The organism is Sinomonas terricola (assembly GCF_034931225.1).
Lineage (GTDB): Bacteria > Actinomycetota > Actinomycetes > Actinomycetales > Micrococcaceae > Sinomonas > Sinomonas terricola.
In genome coordinates, this window is sequence record NZ_JAYGGQ010000003.1 from 135,103 (window position 1) to 154,445 (window position 19,343).

Consider the following 19,343-nt stretch of genomic DNA (forward strand, 5'->3'; position numbering starts at 1 on the left):
ACATCAAGGAGGTCCTGCTGTGGAGGCAGTCGTCGTCTACGAATCGCAGTTCGGGAACACACGTCAGATCGCCGAGGCCATCAGCCGCGGACTCGGCGACGGGGCTAGAGCTGTCGTCCCCGATGAGGTGAGGCCGGAGAAGCTCGCACCGGGCTCGCTCCTGGTCGTGGGAAGCCCCATCGTCGGGTGGCGGCCCCTCGAGGACATCGGCGCGTGGCTCGCGTCCATGGATCCTGGGTCTCTCAAAGGCCTTCGCGCCGCGGCGTTCGACACCCGCGTCAGGCTTTTCTTCCACGGCGACGCGGCCAAGAAGATCGCGCGTGCGCTCGACGCAGCAGGCGCCGAGCTCGTGGCGGATCCGATCTGGTTCTACGTCGAGGGCAAGGAAGGGCCGCTGCTCGACGGCGAGCTCGAGCGCGCCGAGCAGTGGGGCGCACACCTTGCCGCTCCGCAGGAAGGCTAGCGGAGGTCGACCCAGGACGTTCCGAGGCCGAAGGCAGAAGCTGCTCCGGCCGTGAGGCTCGCGAGCCGCTCCGCGAAGGCTGTGATGGCACTGTCGTCGTCCGCGACCGCAACTCGCAGCGTCGCTGCCTTCGCGCCGTAGTCGGTGCCGAGCACGGCGACGCCTGAGGCGCGCAAGTCGTTCTCGAGGCGGCCGGCCGCCGCATGCGGGGCGTCGACGCCGAGGAGCCGCAGTCGCTCGCGGCGTACGAGCGGCGCGGTCGCGACGCCCTGCGAGACGGAATCGGAATACGCGCGGACGAGGCCGCCAGCGCCCAAGAGGATTCCTCCGAAGTAGCGCACGACGACGGCGGCCGTGTCGCTCAGGTCCGCCCCGCCGTCGACTGCGGCTCCCTTGAGGAGCGCCTCGAGCATCGGGACGCCCGCGGTGCCCGAGGGCTCGCCGTCGTCGCTGCTCCGCTGGGTTGTGCGGTCGGGGCCGAGGACGAACGCGCTGCAGTGGTGGCGGGCGTCGTGGAACTCCCGCCGCAGCTCCGCGACGAGGGCGCGGGCTTCGTCCTCGGTCTCGACCCGGCGGAGGACCGTGATGAACCGCGAGCGCCTGATCTCAAGCTCGTGCCGGTGCTCCCCGTCGATCGTGCTGTAGCGGAGGGCATGGCTCGTCGTCTCGGTCACCGCTCAAGTTTACGGCTGGCGGGCTGGGACGGCCGGGGTGGGTGTGGGCGGCGGGGTGGGTGTGGGCGGCGGGGTGGGTATGGGTGGCGGGGTGGGTATGGGTGGCGGGGTGGGTATGGGTGGCGGGGTGGGTTCGAAAAGAAACAGTAGGCTGGGCGTGTGCTGAGAGTCGGGCTGACGGGCGGGATCGGGGCAGGCAAGTCGGAGGTTGCACGGCGGTTCGCCGAGCTGGGAGCCGTGCTCGTGGACGCGGACGTGATTGCGCGGGAGGTCGTCGAGCCGGGCTCGGGGGGCCTCGCGGAGATCGCGGAGGCGTTCGGTCCCGAGGTCATCGCCGAGGGCGGCGGGCTCGACCGCGCGTCCCTCGGCGCCATCGTCTTCGCGGACCCGGGCCGGCGAGAGCTCCTCAATTCGATCGTGCATCCACGGGTGCGCGCGAGGGCCGCCGAAATCGTTGCGGCGGCACCGCCGGATGCCGTCGTGGTCGAGGACATCCCGCTGCTCGTCGAGACGGGGCAGGCGGACCGCTTCGATGTCGTCGTCGTCGTGGAGGCCCCGGATGATGTGCGCGTGCGTCGCCTCGCCGAGCGCAGCGGCATGGGGGAGGGCCAGGCTCGCGCGCGCATGGCCGCCCAGGCGAGCGGCGATGAGCGCCGCGCGGCGGCTGACCACGTGATCGAGAACACCGGCAGCCTCGCCGAGCTGCGCGCCGCCGTCGACCTCCTGTGGCGCGACGTCCTCGCGCCCGCAGCGGCAGGCCAAGGCCCGGCTGCGGACCGGACTTAGCCAGGGGCGAATGCGGACACGTCCTGTCCGCAGTCCGGCGTAGATTTGGTGCATGAGCCTAGCGCAGGAGATCAATCGCGTCGTCGCGCCGTTCGAGGTGGTCAGCGAGTACCAGCCCGCGGGCGACCAGCCGACTGCGATTGCCGACATCGCGGAGCGGATCCAGAACGGCGAGAAGGACGTTGTGCTGCTCGGCGCGACGGGCACCGGCAAGAGCGCGACGACGGCGTGGGTCATTGAGAAGCTCCAACGGCCCACGCTCGTCCTCGTCCAGAACAAGACGCTCGCGGCGCAGCTCGCCAACGAGTTCCGCGAGCTCCTGCCGAACAACGCGGTCGAGTACTTCGTCTCGTACTACGACTACTACCAGCCTGAGGCCTACGTCCCGCAGACCGATACGTTCATCGAGAAGGACTCGTCGATCAACGAGGAGGTCGAGCGGCTGCGGCACTCGGCGACCAACTCGCTGCTCACGCGCCGCGACGTCGTCGTGGTGGCGACGGTCTCGTGCATCTACGGCCTCGGCACCCCCGAGGAGTACGTCGCCGGCATGGTGACGCTCCGGAAGGGCATGGAGCTCGACCGCGACGCCCTCCTGCGCCAGTTCGTCGCGATGCAGTATGTCCGCAACGACGTCGACTTCCATCGCGGCACGTTCCGCGTGCGCGGCGACACCGTGGAGATCATCCCGATGTACGAGGAGCTCGCGCTGCGCATCGAGTTCTTCGGGGACGAGGTCGAGAGCGTCCATACCCTCCATCCGGTCACGGGCGAGGTCATCCGCGAGGAGACCGAGATGTATGTCTTCCCGGCGTCGCATTATGTCGCCGGCCCGGAGCGCATGAACCGCGCGATCGCGGCGATCGAGGACGAGCTCGCGGACCGGCTCAAGACGCTCGAAGCACAGAACAAGCTCGTCGAGGCCCAGCGCCTCCGCATGCGCACCACGTACGACCTCGAGATGATGCAGCAGATGGGCTTCTGCTCCGGCATCGAGAACTACTCGCGGCACATCGACGGCCGTGACGCCGGTTCGGCGCCGCACTGCCTCATCGACTACTTCCCGGACGATTTCCTGCTCGTCATCGACGAGTCCCACGTCACCGTGCCGCAGATCGGCTCGATGTATGAGGGCGACATGTCGCGCAAGCGCACGCTCGTCGAGCACGGCTTCCGCCTCCCGTCGGCCATGGACAACCGCCCGCTCAAATGGGACGAGTTCCTCGAGCGGATCGGCCAGACGATCTACCTCTCGGCGACACCCGGCAAGTACGAGCTCGGGAAGTCCGACGGCGTGGTGCAGCAGATCATCCGGCCGACAGGCCTCGTGGACCCCGAGGTCGTCGTCAAGCCGACGAAGGGCCAGATCGACGATCTCCTCGGCGAGATCCGGGACCGCGTCGGGCGCGACGAGCGCGTCCTTGTCACGACGCTCACGAAGCGCATGGCCGAGGACCTCACGGACTACCTCATGGGCCATGGCGTCAAGGTGCAGTACCTGCACTCGGACGTCGACACGCTGCGCCGCGTCGAGCTCCTGCGCGAGCTGCGGCTCGGCGTCTTCGACGTCCTCGTGGGCATCAACCTCCTGCGAGAGGGCCTCGACCTGCCCGAGGTCTCGCTCGTGAGCATCCTCGACGCGGACAAGGAAGGCTTCCTGCGCTCGTCGACCTCGCTCATCCAGACGATCGGCCGCGCCGCCCGCAACGTGTCGGGGCAGGTGCACATGTATGCGGACAAGATCACGGACTCGATGGCCCTCGCCATCGACGAGACCAACCGGCGCCGCGAGATCCAGATCGCGTTCAACCGCGAGAATGGCATCGACCCGCAGCCGCTGCGCAAGCGCATCGCGGACATCACGGATCAGCTCGCGCGCGAGGACCAGGACACGCGCGCGCTGCTCGAGAACAACCGCCTCGCGAAGGGCGGCAGACGGCGCGGCGCGGGCGAGTCGACGGACAAGGCGGAGGCCGAGCTGCGCCGCGACGGCCTCGCGGCGGCCCCGGCCGAGGACCTCGTCGGCCTCATCCAGCAGCTCACCGAGCAGATGCACGGCGCGGCGGCGGAGCTCCAGTTCGAGCTCGCAGCCCGCCTGCGCGACGAGGTGGCAGACCTCAAGAAGGAGCTCCGACAGATGCAGGCCGCGGGGCATGCCTGAGCTCGCGGGGGCCGTCTCCTCGATCTCGGCCAGCCGCCGTCGCGCCCAGCGGCGCACGATCGGCATCCTCGCGGTCGCTCAGCTGCTGAGCGGTCTGGGGAGCGGCGCGACGCTCGCTATCGGCTCTCTCCTCGCGGTGCAGTTCAGCGGCTCGGACGCATGGGCCGGGTCGGTGACGACCGTCCTGACACTGAGCGCGGCCCTCGCGGCTCTCCCCCTGAGCGGAGTCGCCGCGCGGCGAGGGCGAAGGACGGCACTCGTCGGCGGGCTCGCGGCCGCTCTGGCGGGGGCCGCGGTCGTCGTTCTTGCGACGGTCGCGTCCTCTCTCGTACTCCTCCTTGCGGGGGCAGCGCTGCTCGGCGTCGGGACGGCCGTGAATCTCCAGTCGCGCTTCGCCGCGGTCGACCTTGCGGACGGCGCCCATCGGGGCCGTGACCTCTCGCTCGTCGTCTGGTCCGTCACGGTGGGCGCGGTGGCTGGACCGAACCTCATCCGCCCCGGCGCGGCGTTGGGCGCGGCTCTCTGGCTGCCGGACGCGGCGGGGCCTTTCGTCATCTCGGTGGCCGGGATGGCGCTCGCCGCGGTCCTTCTGCTCGTGGGCCTCCGCCCGGACCCGCTGCGGGAATCTCAGCGCCTCGCGGCGCTCGATCGCTCGGCCGGTCTGGGGGCGGCAACGACGGGCGACGGCGCCCTCCCGTCCGGGACGGTCCCGCCCGACCGCGGCTGGGCCTCGCTGAGGGAAGGCGTGCGCGCCATCCGCTCCTCGCGCGGAGCGACGCTCGCCGTCGTCGGGGTTGTCGTGGCCCACGCCGTCATGGTCTCGGTCATGTCGATGACCCCGCTCCACCTCTCGCACCTCGCCATGGCCCACAGCGGTGGTGGCATGGGGCCAGCGAGCACGGACGCGTTCGCGATCATCGGATTCACCATCTCGCTGCACATCGCCGGGATGTACGCGCTCTCGCCCGTCATGGGCTGGCTCGCGGACCGCTGGGGCCGCAGGCGCGCCCTCGCCCTCGGGCAGGGCATGCTCGTCGCCGCCGTGGCCGTGGCCGGACTTGGTTCCGGGGATCCCGTGCTCGTCACGGTCGGACTCGTGCTGCTCGGCCTCGGCTGGTCGGCGTCGACCATCTCGGGCTCGGCGCTCCTCGCGGAGTCCGTCCACGGCGAGGGCCGGGTCCTGGCCCAAGGCGTCTCCGACACGGCGATGGGACTCGCGGGCGCTCTCGGAGGCGGCACGTCCGGCGTCGTCATGGCGGGGCTTGGGTATGGCGGGCTCTCCGCGATCGCGGCGGTCCTGAGCGGCGGCATCCTCGCGGCGGTCGCCGTGACGCGGCCCCGCCCCGCGGGCCTTTGATGAGGTCACGTTCGGTGGGGCCACGTCCAGGTACCCGCGTCAGGTGACGAACGGACGCTACTGCTCGCGCACCATGGAGAGCAGCCTCGCGAAGATGGCCTCGCCGTCGTCCGCGATGCCATCGTGATGGAAGTCCGCGGTCTCCCACACGCGCAAGCCCCGAACGCGGTCCGCGGTCTCGAGCGAGAGATCCCTGTCAACGTAGATGTCGTCGCGGTACACCGCCGCGGCGGCCGGAACGATGTTCTCGGCGAGCTGCGCCGGGTCGTAGAGCGCGCCCCAGCCCGACTTCTGGGCGAGCAGCTGCGCCGTCTCGGCGAGCGGAACGAGCGCGGGATCCTGCTCGAAGATCCACGGGCAGACCATCTCGCCCAGGAGGAGCGGTTCGGGCGCGTCCGCCCGGAAGCCGGGGTATTCGTCGAGGACGCGCCACGCGGCCCACCCGGAGGCCTCGCCCTGCGCGTAGATGGACTCGTGGAGGACGGCGTAGAGCGGATTGGAAGCGCGGGTCACGATCGCGTGCACCTGGGTGAGGAACGCGTCCGCAAGGCGCGTGCCGTCGGTCCCGCGCGTGAACGCGTCCTCGAGCAGGCAGTGCAGCGAGTCGACGCGCGTGTTCCCGCCGAGGAGGTTGCCCACAAGCTGGAAGCGCTCGGGGGTGAGCCGGCTCCCGTCGGGGAGCCGTTCGTCGCTCGCGCGGACGTGCTCGATGATCTCGGTGACGCGGGCACGGTCCTCGGGGTACCACGCGAAGTATTCGGCGTTGCGCGCCGCGAGGCGTGCGTAGGTCGCACGGTACACGCGGTCGGCGGGCCCGTCGAGCGGGGCGAGGCCGCCCGTGATGAGCACCTCCTTGAGCCCGTTGGGGGCGAGCGAAAGGTAGGTCAGGGCGCAGAAGCCGCCGAAGCTCTGCCCGTAGGCGGTCCAGGGACCGGAACCGAGCGCGCGCCGGATGGCCTCGCAGTCGAGGACGATCGAGTCGGCACGGAAATGGCTGAGGTATTCCGCCTGCTCGTCGGGCCCGCCGCGGAGCGGAAGGGTGGTCCGGTCCGCAGGCGTCGAGAGTCCTGTGCCGCGCTGGTCGAGCATGAGGATGCGGAATTCCTTGGCGGCCTCCTTCATCCAGCCTGCGAGGGACGTCACGCGGTTGCCGCGTCCGCCGGGCCCGCCTTGGAGGTAGACGAGCCACGGGAGCCGCGCGGCGACCTCCGCCGGGTGCGCGGCGGAGGCAATCTCGCGCGCGAACACCTCGATCTGCTCGCCGCCGGGGTCGCCGTGATCGAGCGGAACGGCGAACACGTGCTCGACGGTGCGCATCCCGCGGAACGCGTGCTCCGCGACGACCCGGTGCCGTGCCGCCTGCGCGGTGCTCATCGGGGTGCGCTCACTCGGGCGACCCGAACGCCGCGAGGGCGTCGCCGGTCAGCCGAAAGGTGTCCCATTCGTCCATGGCCCGCGCCCCGAGGCTCTTGTAGAAGCCGATCGAGGGCTCGTTCCACTTGAGCACGCTCCATTCCACGCGCGCGTACCCGCGTTCGACGGCGATGCGCGCGAGCTCCGCGAGGAGCAGCTTGCCGTAGCCGCGGCCACGCGTCTCGGGGCGCACGTAGAGGTCTTCGAGGTAGATCCCGTGCGTGCCCTCCCACGTCGAATAGTTGAGGAACCACAGGGCGAATCCCAGCACCCGGCCTTCCTCTTCCACCACGTGGGCGAAGATCGCCGGATTGTCACCGAAGAGCTGCTCGGTCAGCACTGGAACGGTGTTCTTCACCGCGTTCGGCTCCCGCTCGTAGACCGCGAGATCGTGAATGAGTTCGAGGACGGCGGGGACGTCGTCAGGCCGAGCTGGGCGAAGCGTGGTCGTGACCGGGGAAAGGCTCATGCTCCTAACCTAGCCTCCGAGCCGCCCGATCTGCTTCACACGGATGACGGCGGAGCCCGCCTCGTCGCTCGCCGCGAGGTCGATGTCCGCCGAGAAGCCCCAGTCGTGGTGGCCGGCAGGATCGTCGAAGATCTGCCGGGCGTGCCACACACCCGGCTTCTCGTCGATGATGAGCAGCTGTGGCCCGCGTGCGTCGGGACCCGTGCCGATGTCCTCGTGCTCTTCGAAGTAGGCGTCGAGCGCCTCCTCCCATGCGTCGACGCCGAATCCTGCGCCCTCGTCCAGTTCGGCGAGCGCCTTCGAGTCCTCATCGGCGAACAGCTCGACGCGGCGGAAGAGCTCATTGCGCACCATGACCCGGAACGCCCGGGGGTTCGTGGTGAGGGCGGGCGGCGGGGGAGGGGGCGCATCGTGTGGGTGCAGCTCGTGGCCGCTCGTGAGCTCCTCCCACTCGTCGAGGAGGCTCGAGTCTACCTGCCTGACGAGCTCGCCCAGCCAAGCCACGAGGTCTTCGAGGTCTTCGCGGAGCGCGTCCTGCGGCACGGTCTGGCTGAGTGCCTTGTACGCGTCCGTGAGGTACCGGAGCACGATGCCCTCGCTGCGCGCGAGGGAGTAGTACTGCACGAATTCCCCGAAGTCCATCGCGCGCTCGTACATGTCCCGCACGACCGACTTGGGGGCGAGCTCGAAGTCGCCGACCCAGGGCGCGTGCTTGCGGTATTCCTCGAACGCGGCCTCGAGGAGTTCTTTGAGGGGTTCGGGGTAGGCGACCGTGTCGAGGAGGGCCATCCTCTCGGTGTATTCGAGGCCTTCGGCCTTCATCGCCGCGACGGCGTCGGCGCGGGCGCGCTTGAGCTGGGCGGAGAGGATCTGCCGCGGCTTCTCGAGCGTCGCCTCGATGACGGAGACGACGTCGAGGGCGTACGACGGCGTCTCCGGCCCGAGCAGGTCGAGTGCGGCGAGCGCGAAGGGCGAGAGGGGCTGGTTGAGCGCGAAGTTCTCCTGGAGGTCGACGGTGAGGCGCAGCGTCCGGCCGCTTGCGCGGTCCTCGGCGGTCCGCTCTTCGTCCGGGATGCGTTCGACGACACCGGCCGCGAGCAGTTCGCGCAGGATCCCGAGGGCGCGTCGCATGAGCCGCAGCTGCACTTGGCGTGATTCGTGGTTCTCCTCGAGCAGCCGGCGCGCCGCGGCGACGGGATTGCCGGGCCGTGCGACGAGGTTGAGGAGCATCGCGTGGGTGACCGTGAAGCTCGACGTGAGCGGTTCGGGTGCCGCGCCGACGAGCCGCTCGAACGTGGGCTGCCCCCACGAGATGAAGCCCTCGGGCGGCTTCTTCCTGATGACTTGGCGGAGCTTGCGGGCGTCGTCGCCGAACTTCGCACGGGCTTTCTCGAGGGCGCGGTTGTTCTCGATGACGTGCTCGGGCGCCTGGACGACGACGGTCCCCGCCGTGTCGAACCCCGCGCGGCCGGCGCGGCCCGCGATCTGGTGGAATTCGCGTGCGTTGAGGTGACGCATCCGCTGCCCGTCGAATTTCGTGAGGGCCGTGAGGAGCACCGTGCGGATGGGCACGTTGATCCCCACCCCGAGCGTGTCGGTCCCGCAGATGACCTTGAGGAGCCCCGCCTGGGCGAGCTGCTCGACGAGGCGGCGGTACTTGGGCAGCATGCCCGCGTGGTGCACGCCGATGCCGTGCCGCACGAGCCGGTTGAGGGTCTTGCCGAATCCGGCAGCGAACCGGAAGCGCCCGATCAGCTCGGCGATGCGGTCCTTCTCCTCGCGCGTGCACATGTTGACGCTCATGAGCTGCTGGGCCCGCTCGATGGCCTCGAGCTGGCTAAAATGCACCACGTAGACGGGCGCCTGCTTCGTCGCGAGAAGCTCCTCGAGCGTCTCGTGGACGGGCTTCTCCTCGTAGTAGTAATGCAGCGGGATGGGCCGCTCGGCACCGGCGACGGTCGTCGTCGTCCGCCCTGTGCGCTCGGCGAGCTCCTTCTCGAAGCGGCTCACGTCGCCGAGCGTCGCGCTCATCAGGAGGAACTGCGCCTGGGGGAGCTCGAGCAGCGGCACCTGCCAGGCCCAGCCGCGCTGGGGGTCGGAGTAGAAGTGGAATTCGTCCATGACCACGGGGCCGAGCTCGGCCGCGGCCCCTTCACGGAGTGCGTGGTTGGCGAGGATCTCGGCCGTGCAGCAGATGATCGGCGCCTGCCCGTTGACCGAGGAATCGCCCGTGATCATGCCGACGTTCTCCGCGCCGAAGATCTCGCACAGGGCGAAGAATTTCTCCGAGACGAGCGCCTTGATGGGCGCTGTGTAGTAGCTCCGCAGGCCCGTCGCGAGCCCGTAGAAGTGCGCCGCGATCGCGACGAGCGACTTCCCCGAGCCCGTCGGCGTCGCAAGGATCACGTTGTTGCCCTGCACTAGCTCCATGACCGCCTCGTCCTGCGCGGGATAGAGGGAGAGGCCACGGCCCTCGGCCCAGCGGACGAACGCCTCGTAGACAGCGTCGGGGAGATCGTCAATCGTCGCGGTCGTGTGGGCGTCGGGGAGGAGCTGGTCGAGTCTCATGGCGGGTTCAGCCTATCCGGATTAGCGTGGAGCCATGAGTGCTTCGCCCACGTGGGATCCTGCCCTCTACGTCCGCTTCGGCGACCATCGGGGACGGCCGTTCTTCGACCTCACCTCGCGCATCGGCGCCGAATCGCCCAGCCACGTCGTCGACTTGGGCTGCGGGCCCGGGGCACTCACCGCCGCGCTCGCGGACCGCTGGCCGGAGGCCCTCGTCGAGGGAGTCGACAGCTCGCCGGACATGATCGCGGCCGCCGACCGGACGACGCCGGGGCGTCCCCGCCTGAGCTTCCGACTCGGCGAGATTGTGGCCTGGGAGCCGGAGGACGACGTCGACGTGGTCGTCTCGAACGCTGCGCTCCAGTGGGTGCCGGGGCACCAGGCGCTCATCGGCCGCTGGCTCGAGCAGCTCGCCCCGGGCGCGTGGCTCGCCGTCCAGGTGCCCGGGAACTTCGGGGCGCCGTCCCACACCCTCCTGCGCGAGCTCGCCGAGTCGTCCCAGTGGGAGCGGAGGCTCCGCGGCGTGCTGCGTCACAGCGACGCCGTCGGGGAGCCCGCCGAATATCTCGAGCTCATGCTCGCGGCGGGCTGGGAAGCCGACGTCTGGGAAACGACGTACCTCCAGGTGCTCGCGGGCGAAGATCCGGTGCTCAACTGGGTCCGCGGCGCGACGCTGAGGCCCGTTCTCGATGCGCTCACGCCCGAGGAAGGCGCGCAGTTCGAAGAGCAGTACAACCAGCTCCTGCTCGACGCGTACCCTGCGCGCGATGACGGCACGGTGTTTCCGTTCCGCCGCATCTTCTGCGTCGGGCGGAAGCCGGACGGCCTCGCCTACCTCGTCTGAGCCGTGCGCCCGCCGGTTCTCAAGTCACCAGCCGCGGGCGCGCCACTCCTCGAGATGCGGGCGTTCCGTGCCGAGCGTCGTCGGCGCGCCGTGTCCGGGGTAGACGACGGCGTCGTCCGGGTAGACGTCGAAAAGCCGCTCGACGACATCCTGGATCAACAGGGTGAAGCGATCGGGATCCTTCTGCGTGTTGCCCACGCCGCCGGGGAACAGCGAGTCGCCCGAGAAGATGAGGTGCGGGCCGCCGTCGTCCTTGAGGACGTACGCGATCGAGCCCGGGGTGTGGCCGCGCAGGTGGACCGCGGTGAGGTCGAAGCCATTGAAGTTCCCCACGTCGCCGTGGTCGAGCACGACGTCGACCGGCACGGGGATGCCGGACACGTCCTGCCGCCCCGCGGCCGTGTGGGCGCCGGTCTCGGCCACGAGACCCTCGAGGGCCCGAACGTGGTCCCAATGCTGGTGGGTGGTCGCAATGAGGGCGAGCTTGGCAGGCGCCGATGTGTCTCCGGCTCCCTCTGCAAGAAGCGCCCGGATGGCCGGGAGATCGTCGGCGGCGTCGATGAGCACCTGATCGCCTGATTCCTTCGCCGTAATGACGTAGACGTTGTTGTCCATGTCGCCGACCGCAGCGCAGCGGACGGTGACGTGCTCGAGGTCGTGGAGGAGGCTCGTCATGGCGCCAGTCTAGGTCGGTGCGGCCCGATGCGGCCCGATGTGGTCAGCGCTGGGCGGGGCTACTCTGGTGCGCATGCAGGAAGCGCAGTTTCCCGGGGCGTGGCGTCCCGACCAGAGCCATTCGACGCCCCTCTTCGAACAGCTCCGGCGGCATGTCGCCGATCTCGTGGCGCTCGGCGGCCTCCCCGCGGGGCGGCGGCTCCCGCCCGTTCGCTCTCTCGCGGCCGAACTCGGGGTCGCTCCCCACACCGTGGCACGCGCTTACCGCGAGCTCGAGGAGGCCAAGATCGTCGTCACGCGGGGGCGCGCGGGAACCGTCGTCGCACCGCGGGACGCGCGTGAGGAAGAGCTCACGGCGGCCGCCGCCGCGTACGCGGCGGCAGCGAGGGCGCGCGGATGCGAGCTCGAAGAGGCCGTCCGGCTCGTCGAACAGGCGTACTCGCGGCTGTGAGCGGGACACGTGCGCGCTGAATGGCTCAGGGGGCCTCCGCGGCGCCGTTGGAAGTTCGAAGACGTTTTCGACTAGCATGGTCCCGTGCAGACTGCTCCCACACCCACGGATCTGGCGAATGACGGCGTCCATGCGCGGGATGACGCACCCGTGAGTGCCCTTCGGGCCGATCTCTCGAGGCTCGTCGTCAAGGGGGCCCGGGAGCACAATCTCCGGAACGTGGACCTCGACCTGCCCCGCGACGCGATGATCGTCTTCACCGGCCTCTCGGGATCGGGGAAGTCTTCGCTCGCATTCGACACGATCTTCGCGGAAGGCCAGCGACGCTACGTCGAGTCCCTCTCGGCCTACGCTCGGCAGTTCCTCGGCCAGGTCGACAAGCCAGACGTCGACTTCATCGAGGGGCTCTCGCCCGCCGTCTCCATCGACCAGAAGTCGACGAGCAAGAACCCGCGCTCGACCGTGGGGACGATCACCGAGATCTACGACTACATGCGCCTCCTGTGGGCACGCGTCGGGCGGCCGCACTGCCCGATCTGCCACGAGCCCGTGACGCGGCAGACGCCGCAGCAGATCGTCGACCAGCTTCTCGAGCTCGCGGACGGCACGCGCTTCCAGATCCTCGCGCCGGTTGTGCGCGGGCGCAAGGGCGAATTCGTGGATCTCTTCAAGGAGCTCGCGGCGAAGGGGTACGCGCGCGCACGGGTCGACGGCGAGCTCGTGCAGCTCTCCGAGGCGCCCAAGCTCGGCAAGCAGTTCAAGCACACGATCGAGGTCGTCGTCGACCGCCTCGTCGTCAAGGAGGGCATCCGCCAGCGCCTCGCCGATTCGGTCGAGACGGCGCTCGGGCTCGCCGAGGGACGCGTGGTCGCCGATTTCGTCGACGTCGCGCCGGACGACGATGGCCGCACGCGCGCGTTCTCGGAGCACCTCGCGTGCCCGAACGAGCATCCGCTCGCGATCGATGAGATCGAGCCGCGCTCGTTCTCGTTCAACAACCCCTTCGGTGCGTGCCCCGCGTGCACGGGGATCGGCACGAAGCTCGAGGTCGACGAGGAGCTCGTCGTCCCCGACCCCGAGCTGAGCCTCGGCGAGGGCGCCATCGCGCCGTGGTCCCTCGGAACGGCAACCCAGGAATACTGGACGCGTCTCCTCGAAGGCCTCTCCGACGAGCTCGGCTTCTCGATGAACACGGCGTGGCACAGCCTCCCGCAGTACGCGCGGGACGCGGTCCTGTACGGGAAGGACCACAAAGTCGTGGTCCAGTACCGCAATCGCTTCGGACGCGAGCGCAAGTACAGCACGGGCTTCGAGGGCGCGGTGTCGTATATCCAGCGCAAGCACGCCGAGACCGAGTCTGACTACGCGCGGGATCGCTACGCGGAATACATGCGCGAAATTCCGTGCCCCGAATGCGGGGGAGCGCGCCTCAACCCGGCGTCGCTCTCCGTCCTCGTGGGCGGAAAGTCGATCGCCCAGGTCTGTGCCCTGCCCCTCCGCGAGGCCAGCGAGTTCCTCGCGACGCTCGATCTGACCGAGCGCGAGCGCCACATCGCCCATCAGGTGCTCAAGGAGATTGACGCGCGGCTCGCGTTCCTGCTCGACGTGGGGCTCGAGTACCTCAACCTCGAACGCGCCGCTGGGACGCTCTCTGGCGGCGAGGCCCAGCGCATCCGGCTCGCGACCCAGATCGGCTCGGGCCTCGTCGGCGTCCTGTACGTGCTCGACGAGCCGAGCATCGGCCTCCACCAGCGGGACAACCGCCGCCTCATCGAGACCCTCACAAGGCTTCGCGACCTCGGGAACACGCTCATCGTCGTCGAGCACGACGAGGACACGATCCATGAGGCCGACTGGATTGTCGATATCGGCCCGGGAGCCGGGGAGCACGGCGGCAACGTCGTCCATTCGGGGCCCCTCGCCGGGCTCCTCGAAAACCACGGCTCCCTCACGGGCGATTATCTGTCCGGCCGCCGGCAGATCGAGGTGCCGCGGAAGAGGCGGCCCATCGAGCGCAAGCGCCAGCTCAAAGTCGTCGGCGCGCGGGAGCACAATCTTCGCGACGTCGATGTGACGTTCCCGCTCGGCGTCCTCACCGCGGTCACGGGCGTGAGCGGCTCGGGGAAGTCCACTCTCGTGAACGAGATCCTGTACAAGGTCCTCGCGAACCGGCTCAACGGCGCCAAGCAGGTGGCCGGGCGCCACACCCGCGTGGAGGGACTCGAGCACCTCGACAAGGTCATCCACGTCGATCAGAGCCCGATCGGCCGCACGCCGCGCTCGAATCCGGCGACGTACACGGGGGTGTTCGACCACATCCGCAAGCTCTTCGCCGAGACGACGGAGGCGAAGGTCCGCGGCTATCAGCCCGGGCGCTTCTCCTTCAACGTCAAGGGCGGCCGGTGCGAGGCGTGCTCGGGCGATGGCACGATCAAGATCGAGATGAACTTCCTGCCGGATGTGTACGTCCCGTGCGAAGTGTGCCACGGCGCCCGATACAACCGCGAGACTCTCGAGGTCCACTACAAGGGCAAGACCATCGCGGACGTGCTCGACATGCCGATCGACGAGGCAGCCGAGTTCTTCGCGGCCTTCGGCCCGATCTCGCGGCACCTGAACACGCTTGTGGACGTGGGCCTCGGCTACGTGCGGCTGGGGCAGCCCGCAACGACCCTCTCGGGCGGCGAGGCGCAGCGCGTCAAACTCGCGTCGGAGCTCCAGCGGCGCTCGAACGGGCGCAGCGTCTATGTGCTCGACGAGCCCACGACGGGTCTTCACTTCGAGGACATCCGCAAACTCCTGCTCGTGCTCCAGGGCCTCGTGGAGAAGGGCAACTCGGTCATCACGATTGAGCACAACCTCGACGTCATCAAGAGCGCCGACTGGATCATCGACCTGGGCCCAGACGGCGGCTCTGGAGGCGGTCAGGTGATCGCGACGGGTACACCCGAGGATGTAGCCAAGGTCGACGCGAGCCACACGGGACGCTTCCTCGCGGAGATGTTTGCGCGCTGATCGATGAATGCCACGGCATGCACGGCGTTCGCCCCCCGAGCCCAATATGCCCGGGGACTCATGTGAGTTTTAGGCATACCGATCGGTGTGCGAGACTGTCCCGGTGACAGACAGCCCGGCGCTCGTGATCTTCGACCTGGATGGCACGCTCGTGGATCCCGCCGGAAGCATCACCGGCGGGATTGCCTTCGCCCTCGAAGCCCACGGCCTGCCCGTCCCCGACGCCGCGACCCTCGACTCCATGGTGGGGCCGCCGCTCGTCGAGTCCCTCGCTCGCCTCGCGGACGTGCCCGCCGAGGTTGTGCCCGCCGTCGTCCATGCGTACCGGCGCCGCTACATCTCGGCCGGGATGGCGCAGAGCCGGCCGTATCCCGGCATTCGCGAGCTTCTCGATCGGCTCCGCGAAGCCGGCTACCACCTCGCGGTGGCGACGCAGAAGCCCGAATCGCTTGCGAAGAAGCTCCTCACCATCCAAGGTCTCGACTCACGCTTCCACAGCATCCATGGGGCCCCGGACGACGAGACGCTGCCCCCGCTCGCCGACGGCAAGGCGAGCATCGTCGCCGCGGCGCTCTCGGTCAACCACGCGGCGCCGGAACGCTCGGTCATGATCGGCGACCGGCGCCACGACGCGGCCGGGGCCGCGGCGAACGGCCTCCCATGTATCGCCGTTACGTGGGGCTTCGCCGAGCCCGGCGAGCTCGAGGCCCTTGACCTCGCGGCCCGTGTGGCGGACGCGCGAGAGGCGGGCGACGCCGTCGAACGGCTCCTCCCTCTGGACGGTCGCGCGGTCGCCGCCGTTGCTGCCCCTGTTCTGTCCGGTTCCGCTGACCCCGAACCCGTGGAGGCCGATTCGTGCCGCTGATGTACCAGGCAAGCCGGACGAGCATCCGCGCCCTCATCGCGGGCCTGTGCCGCCCGACCGTGACTGGCCTCGAGAACGTCCCGCAGGACGGGCCGTTCATCGTCGCATCCAACCATCTCTCGTTTCTCGACTCTGTGATCATCCAGGCCCTCATGCCCCGCAAAGTCGGCTTCTTCGCGAAGGCCGAGTACTTCACGGGCCGCGGCGTCAAGGGCAAGATCATGAAGTCCTTCTTCGAGGGCGTCGGCTCGATCCCGGTCGAACGCGGCGAGCAGGCCGCAAGCGTGGCGGCCCTCAAGACGCTCCTCGACGTCCTCGAGCGCGGCGAAGGAGTGGGCATCTATCCGGAGGGGACGCGCTCGCGCGACGGGCTTCTCTACCGCGGGCGCACGGGCGTCGGCTGGCTCACGCTCACCACGGGCGCTCCCGTGGTGCCTGTGGGACTCGAAGGCACCGAAAAGCTCCAGCCGGCCGGGAAGAACACTGTCCGGCCCCAGCATTTCAGCATGCGGGTGGGCGAGCCGCTCTACTTCGACAAGCTGGGCCCCGACCATTCGCTTCCCGTGCGGCGTGAGGCGACGGACCGGATCATGGACGCGATCGCGGCCTTGAGCGGGCAGGAACGCGCCGACGGCTACAACAAGCCCCCGGCCCACGAGTAGGCCCTCCCCACCCCTCTTTTGCACCCCTGCCCTCCCGCCCTTACTAGACTGGAGCGGTGGCAGATCCAGCGAGCTACCGGCCGAAGACGGGCGAGATCCCGACCGATCCGGGCGTCTACAGGTTCCGTGATCCGCACGGGCGCGTCATCTACGTCGGCAAGGCGAAGAACCTTCGCCAGCGCCTGACGTCCTACTTCGCGAATCCCGCCACGCTCCTGCCGAAGACGTACGCGATGGTGCATTCTGCCGCGAGCGTCGAGTGGACGGTCGTGGGGAGCGAGCTCGAGGCGCTTCAGCTCGAATACACGTGGATCAAGGAGTTCGATCCCCGGTTCAACCTCGCGTTCCGCGACGACAAGACGTATCCGTATCTCGCGGTCACGATGGGGGAGAAGTTCCCCCGCGTCCAGGTCATGCGCGGCGACCGCCGCAAGGGCACGAGGTATTTCGGGCCATACACAGCGGGCGCTATCCGGGAGACGATGGACACCCTGCTCAAGGTCTTCCCCGTGCGGAGCTGCAGCGCCGGGGTGTTCCGGCGGGCCGAGCAGAGCGGCCGCCCGTGCCTCCTCGGCTACATCGACAAGTGCTCCGCGCCGTGCGTCGGCCGGGTGGCCCCCGACGAGCACTACGCGATCGCCGAGGACTTCTGCGCGTTCATGGGCGGCGAGGCCACACGCTTCATCTCGCAGCTCGAGAAGAAAATGGCCGCAGCCGCGGACGAGCTCGACTTCGAGACGGCGGCGGCCCTCCGAGACGACGTCATCGCGATGAAGAAGGTCTTCGAGCGCAACGCCGTCGTGCTCTCGGAGGATACCGATGCGGATGTGTTCGCGGTCGAGGAAGACGATCTCGAGGCTGCAGTCCAGGTCTTCCACGTCCGCGGCGGACGCATCCGCGGCCAGCGCGGCTGGGTGGTCGAGAAGGTCGAGGAGGCGTCCGGTCCCGCCCTCGTCGAGCACCTGCTCCAGCAGGTGTACGGCGCGCAGGCCGAGACGGACGCGCGGATTCCCCGCGAGGTCCTCGTTCCCGCAATGCCGGACGACGCCGACCAGCTCACCATTTGGCTCTCGGGCCTCCGCGGGGCCAAGGTCGATCTGCGGGTTCCGCGGCGGGGTGACAAGGCCGCGCTCGCGAAGACCGTGCATGAGAACGCCGTGCAGGCCCTCAGGCTTCACAAGATCCGCCGCGCGGGGGACATCACGAACCGGTCCCTCGCGCTCCAAGAGCTCCAGGAGGCACTCGAGCTCACCGAGCCGCCCCTGCGCATCGAGAGCTTCGACATCTCCCATGTCCAGGGCACGAACGTCGTCGCGTCCATGGTCGTCGTGGAGGACGGCCTCGCGAAGAAGTCCGAGTACCGCAAGTTCGCGATCTCGGGCGAGGCGGCGAGGGACGATACGGCCGCGATGCACGACGTGCTCACGCGCCGCTTCCGCAACTATCTCGCGGAGCGGGACCTCCCCGTCGAGGAGAGGGACCAGAACCGCAAGTTCGCCTACCCGCCCAACCTCGTCGTCGTCGACGGCGGCCAGCCCCAGGTCGCAGCCGCGGCCAAGGCCCTTGCCGCACTTGGCATCGGGGACGACGAGGTGCGCGTCGTGGGCCTCGCGAAGCGGCTCGAGGAGGTGTGGCTTCCCGAGGGGGACTTCCCAGTCATCCTCCCGCGGGCCTCGCAGGGCCTCTACCTCCTCCAGCGCATCCGGGACGAGGCGCACCGCTTCGCGATCACGTTCCATCGCCAGCGGCGTGGCAAGGCCATGACGGCGTCCGCCCTCGACGAGATTCCGGGTCTCGGCCCGGCCCGCAAGAAGGCGCTCCTCGCGCATTTCGGCTCGCTCAGGCGTCTCCGCGCGGCGACGGCGGAGGAGCTCGCCGAGGTCGGCGGAGTTGGCCCGTCGCTCGCGGCGACGGTCTTCGCGACGTTCCACGGCGCCGAGGCCGACGAAACCGAACCGGCGGTGAACCTCAGCACCGGCGAAATCCTCGACTGATTGGCTAGGCTGGGCGCATGACCCAGACCAGCGCGGCGGACCCGCACGAGCCCACTGAGCTGCTGCCAGTCAAGCCGCAGTCGGCCGAGTTCCTCATCGTGACCGGCATGTCGGGCGCGGGGCGCAGTACGGCCGCGAACGCGCTCGAGGACCACGGCTGGTACGTCGTCGAGAACCTGCCCCCGCAGCTCCTTGGCACGCTCTCGGAGCTCATCGTCCACGCCTCGGACAAGATCCCGAAGCTCGCCGTCGTCATGGACGTGCGCAGCAAGGCGCTCTTCGCGGACATTCGCGAGGCGCTGCACGCGCTCGATACGCGGGGCATCGAGTACCGGGTCCTGTTCCTCGACTCGAGCGACGACGTGCTCATCCGCCGCTTCGAGCAGGGCCGCCGCCCGCATCCGCTGCAGGGCGGGGGCCGCATCCTGGACGGCATCACGGCCGAGCGGGCGCTCCTCGCAGAGCTCAGGGAGCAGTCCACGCTCGTGCTCGACACGTCGGACTACAACGTGCACGGACTCGCGACGGCGATCACGGAGCTCTTCTCGGAGAAGGGGCCCGTGACCCTGCGGCTCAACGTCATGAGCTTCGGCTTCAAGTATGGGCTGCCCGCCGATGCCAACTACGTCGCGGACGTGCGCTTCCTTCCGAATCCGCACTGGATCCCGCAGCTCCGCCCGCACACTGGCCTCGATCCGGATGTGCGCGACTACGTCCTCGTCGCGAGCGGCGCGGAGGAGTTCGTGACCCGTTTCGTCCACGCCCTCGAGCCTGTCCTCGCGGGCTACCGCAAGGAGAACAAGCACTACGCGACTATCGCCGTGGGCTGCACCGGCGGCAAGCATCGCTCGGTGGCGATCGCCGAGGAGCTCTCGAAGCGCCTCGCACAGCAGCCCCGCGTCACGGTGACGACCTCGCATCGCGACCTCGGGCGGGAGTGACGCCG

16 protein-coding genes are annotated in these 19,343 nt (G+C 69.4%); 11 read left to right on the forward strand and 5 right to left on the reverse strand.

What is annotated here, in order from left to right; all coding sequences use genetic code 11:
- Nucleotides 1-19: 19 nt before the first annotated feature.
- Nucleotides 20-463, forward strand: a complete 444-nt coding sequence (locus SPF06_RS06405; RefSeq protein WP_323278173.1) for a flavodoxin family protein — start codon at nucleotides 20-22, stop codon at nucleotides 461-463.
- Here the strand turns inward: SPF06_RS06405 and SPF06_RS06410 are convergent.
- Nucleotides 460-1,137 (reverse strand): YigZ family protein, encoded by a 678-nt coding sequence (locus tag SPF06_RS06410; protein WP_323278174.1) that lies wholly within the window; start codon nucleotides 1,135-1,137, stop codon nucleotides 460-462. The genes SPF06_RS06405 and SPF06_RS06410 overlap by 4 nt on opposite strands.
- Nucleotides 1,138-1,296: 159 nt before the next feature.
- Between SPF06_RS06410 and coaE the strand changes: the two genes are divergently transcribed.
- The 3 genes from coaE to SPF06_RS06425 are packed head-to-tail and all read left to right on the forward strand — an operon-like array spanning nucleotide 1,297 to nucleotide 5,441.
- Nucleotides 1,297-1,923 carry a dephospho-CoA kinase gene (gene coaE, locus SPF06_RS06415; RefSeq protein WP_323278175.1) on the forward strand — a complete coding sequence of 209 codons (627 nt, stop codon included), beginning with the start codon at nucleotides 1,297-1,299 and terminating at the stop codon, nucleotides 1,921-1,923.
- Nucleotides 1,924-1,975: 52 nt separating this feature from the next.
- Nucleotides 1,976-4,084 carry an excinuclease ABC subunit UvrB gene (uvrB, locus tag SPF06_RS06420; RefSeq protein WP_323278177.1) on the forward strand — a complete coding sequence of 703 codons (2,109 nt, stop codon included), beginning with the start codon at nucleotides 1,976-1,978 and terminating at the stop codon, nucleotides 4,082-4,084.
- Nucleotides 4,077-5,441: an MFS transporter gene (locus SPF06_RS06425; protein ID WP_323278178.1), complete on the forward strand. Its 1,365-nt coding sequence runs from the start codon at nucleotides 4,077-4,079 to the stop codon at nucleotides 5,439-5,441. Before uvrB ends, SPF06_RS06425 begins: the two co-directional genes overlap by 8 nt.
- A 57-nt stretch (nucleotides 5,442-5,498) precedes the next feature.
- Here SPF06_RS06425 and SPF06_RS06430 read toward each other — a convergent pair whose 3' ends face one another.
- Genes SPF06_RS06430 through SPF06_RS06440 form a run of 3 tightly spaced genes read right to left on the reverse strand, consistent with a single transcriptional unit; the run spans nucleotide 5,499 to nucleotide 9,891 of the window.
- Nucleotides 5,499-6,815, reverse strand: coding sequence for an alpha/beta fold hydrolase (locus tag SPF06_RS06430; protein ID WP_323278179.1), 1,317 nt, complete (start codon nucleotides 6,813-6,815; stop codon nucleotides 5,499-5,501).
- A gap of 10 nt (nucleotides 6,816-6,825) precedes the next feature.
- The gene (locus SPF06_RS06435; protein WP_323278180.1) at nucleotides 6,826-7,323 is read right to left on the reverse strand and encodes a GNAT family N-acetyltransferase; all 498 of its coding nucleotides are present in this window, start codon (nucleotides 7,321-7,323) and stop codon (nucleotides 6,826-6,828) included.
- Nucleotides 7,324-7,332: 9 nt separating this feature from the next.
- Nucleotides 7,333-9,891 (reverse strand): DEAD/DEAH box helicase, encoded by a 2,559-nt coding sequence (locus SPF06_RS06440; RefSeq protein ID WP_323278181.1) that lies wholly within the window; start codon nucleotides 9,889-9,891, stop codon nucleotides 7,333-7,335.
- Nucleotides 9,892-9,925: 34 nt separating this feature from the next.
- Here SPF06_RS06440 and SPF06_RS06445 point away from each other — a divergent pair, with 34 nt between their 5' ends.
- Nucleotides 9,926-10,735, forward strand: coding sequence for a trans-aconitate 2-methyltransferase (locus tag SPF06_RS06445; protein WP_323278182.1), 810 nt, complete (start codon nucleotides 9,926-9,928; stop codon nucleotides 10,733-10,735).
- A gap of 24 nt (nucleotides 10,736-10,759) precedes the next feature.
- Here SPF06_RS06445 and SPF06_RS06450 read toward each other — a convergent pair whose 3' ends face one another.
- Nucleotides 10,760-11,410, reverse strand: coding sequence for an MBL fold metallo-hydrolase (locus SPF06_RS06450; RefSeq protein ID WP_323278183.1), 651 nt, complete (start codon nucleotides 11,408-11,410; stop codon nucleotides 10,760-10,762).
- A 73-nt stretch (nucleotides 11,411-11,483) separates the two neighbouring features.
- Here SPF06_RS06450 and SPF06_RS06455 point away from each other — a divergent pair, with 73 nt between their 5' ends.
- The 6 genes from SPF06_RS06455 to rapZ all read left to right on the forward strand — a co-directional run bounded on the left by SPF06_RS06455 (nucleotide 11,484) and on the right by rapZ (nucleotide 19,338).
- A complete protein-coding gene (locus SPF06_RS06455; RefSeq protein WP_323278185.1) occupies nucleotides 11,484-11,861 on the forward strand; it encodes a GntR family transcriptional regulator in 378 nt (125 codons plus the stop codon).
- Between the two features lie 111 nt (nucleotides 11,862-11,972).
- A complete protein-coding gene (gene uvrA / locus SPF06_RS06460; protein WP_428985722.1) occupies nucleotides 11,973-14,876 on the forward strand; it encodes an excinuclease ABC subunit UvrA in 2,904 nt (967 codons plus the stop codon).
- Between the two features lie 103 nt (nucleotides 14,877-14,979).
- Entirely contained in the window at nucleotides 14,980-15,741 is a 762-nt protein-coding gene (locus tag SPF06_RS06465) for an HAD hydrolase-like protein (protein ID WP_323278186.1), read from the forward strand.
- Nucleotides 15,741-16,403, forward strand: coding sequence for a lysophospholipid acyltransferase family protein (locus tag SPF06_RS06470; protein WP_323278295.1), 663 nt, complete (start codon nucleotides 15,741-15,743; stop codon nucleotides 16,401-16,403). The genes SPF06_RS06465 and SPF06_RS06470 overlap by 1 nt, the downstream gene beginning before the upstream one ends.
- A 56-nt stretch (nucleotides 16,404-16,459) precedes the next feature.
- Nucleotides 16,460-18,397 carry an excinuclease ABC subunit UvrC gene (gene uvrC, locus SPF06_RS06475; protein ID WP_323278187.1) on the forward strand — a complete coding sequence of 646 codons (1,938 nt, stop codon included), beginning with the start codon at nucleotides 16,460-16,462 and terminating at the stop codon, nucleotides 18,395-18,397.
- Between the two features lie 17 nt (nucleotides 18,398-18,414).
- Entirely contained in the window at nucleotides 18,415-19,338 is a 924-nt protein-coding gene (rapZ, locus tag SPF06_RS06480; RefSeq protein ID WP_323278188.1) for an RNase adapter RapZ, read from the forward strand.
- Nucleotides 19,339-19,343 lie beyond the last annotated feature (5 nt).

Bases quoted from the DNA above. Each gene is read 5' to 3' on its own strand.
- SPF06_RS06430 (WP_323278179.1), bottom strand. From the start codon at position 6,815: ATGAGCACCGCGCAGGCGGCACGGCACCGGGTCGTCGCGGAGCACGCG.
- SPF06_RS06435 (WP_323278180.1), bottom strand. From the start codon at position 7,323: ATGAGCCTTTCCCCGGTCACGACCACGCTTCGCCCAGCTCGGCCTGAC.
- SPF06_RS06455 (WP_323278185.1), top strand. From the start codon at position 11,484: ATGCAGGAAGCGCAGTTTCCCGGGGCGTGGCGTCCCGACCAGAGCCAT.
- SPF06_RS06425 (WP_323278178.1), top strand. From the start codon at position 4,077: ATGCCTGAGCTCGCGGGGGCCGTCTCCTCGATCTCGGCCAGCCGCCGT.
- SPF06_RS06440 (WP_323278181.1), bottom strand. From the start codon at position 9,891: ATGAGACTCGACCAGCTCCTCCCCGACGCCCACACGACCGCGACGATT.
- SPF06_RS06445 (WP_323278182.1), top strand. From the start codon at position 9,926: ATGAGTGCTTCGCCCACGTGGGATCCTGCCCTCTACGTCCGCTTCGGC.
- rapZ (WP_323278188.1), top strand. From the start codon at position 18,415: ATGACCCAGACCAGCGCGGCGGACCCGCACGAGCCCACTGAGCTGCTG.
- uvrB (WP_323278177.1), top strand. From the start codon at position 1,976: ATGAGCCTAGCGCAGGAGATCAATCGCGTCGTCGCGCCGTTCGAGGTG.
- SPF06_RS06450 (WP_323278183.1), bottom strand. From the start codon at position 11,410: ATGACGAGCCTCCTCCACGACCTCGAGCACGTCACCGTCCGCTGCGCT.
- SPF06_RS06470 (WP_323278295.1), top strand. From the start codon at position 15,741: ATGTACCAGGCAAGCCGGACGAGCATCCGCGCCCTCATCGCGGGCCTG.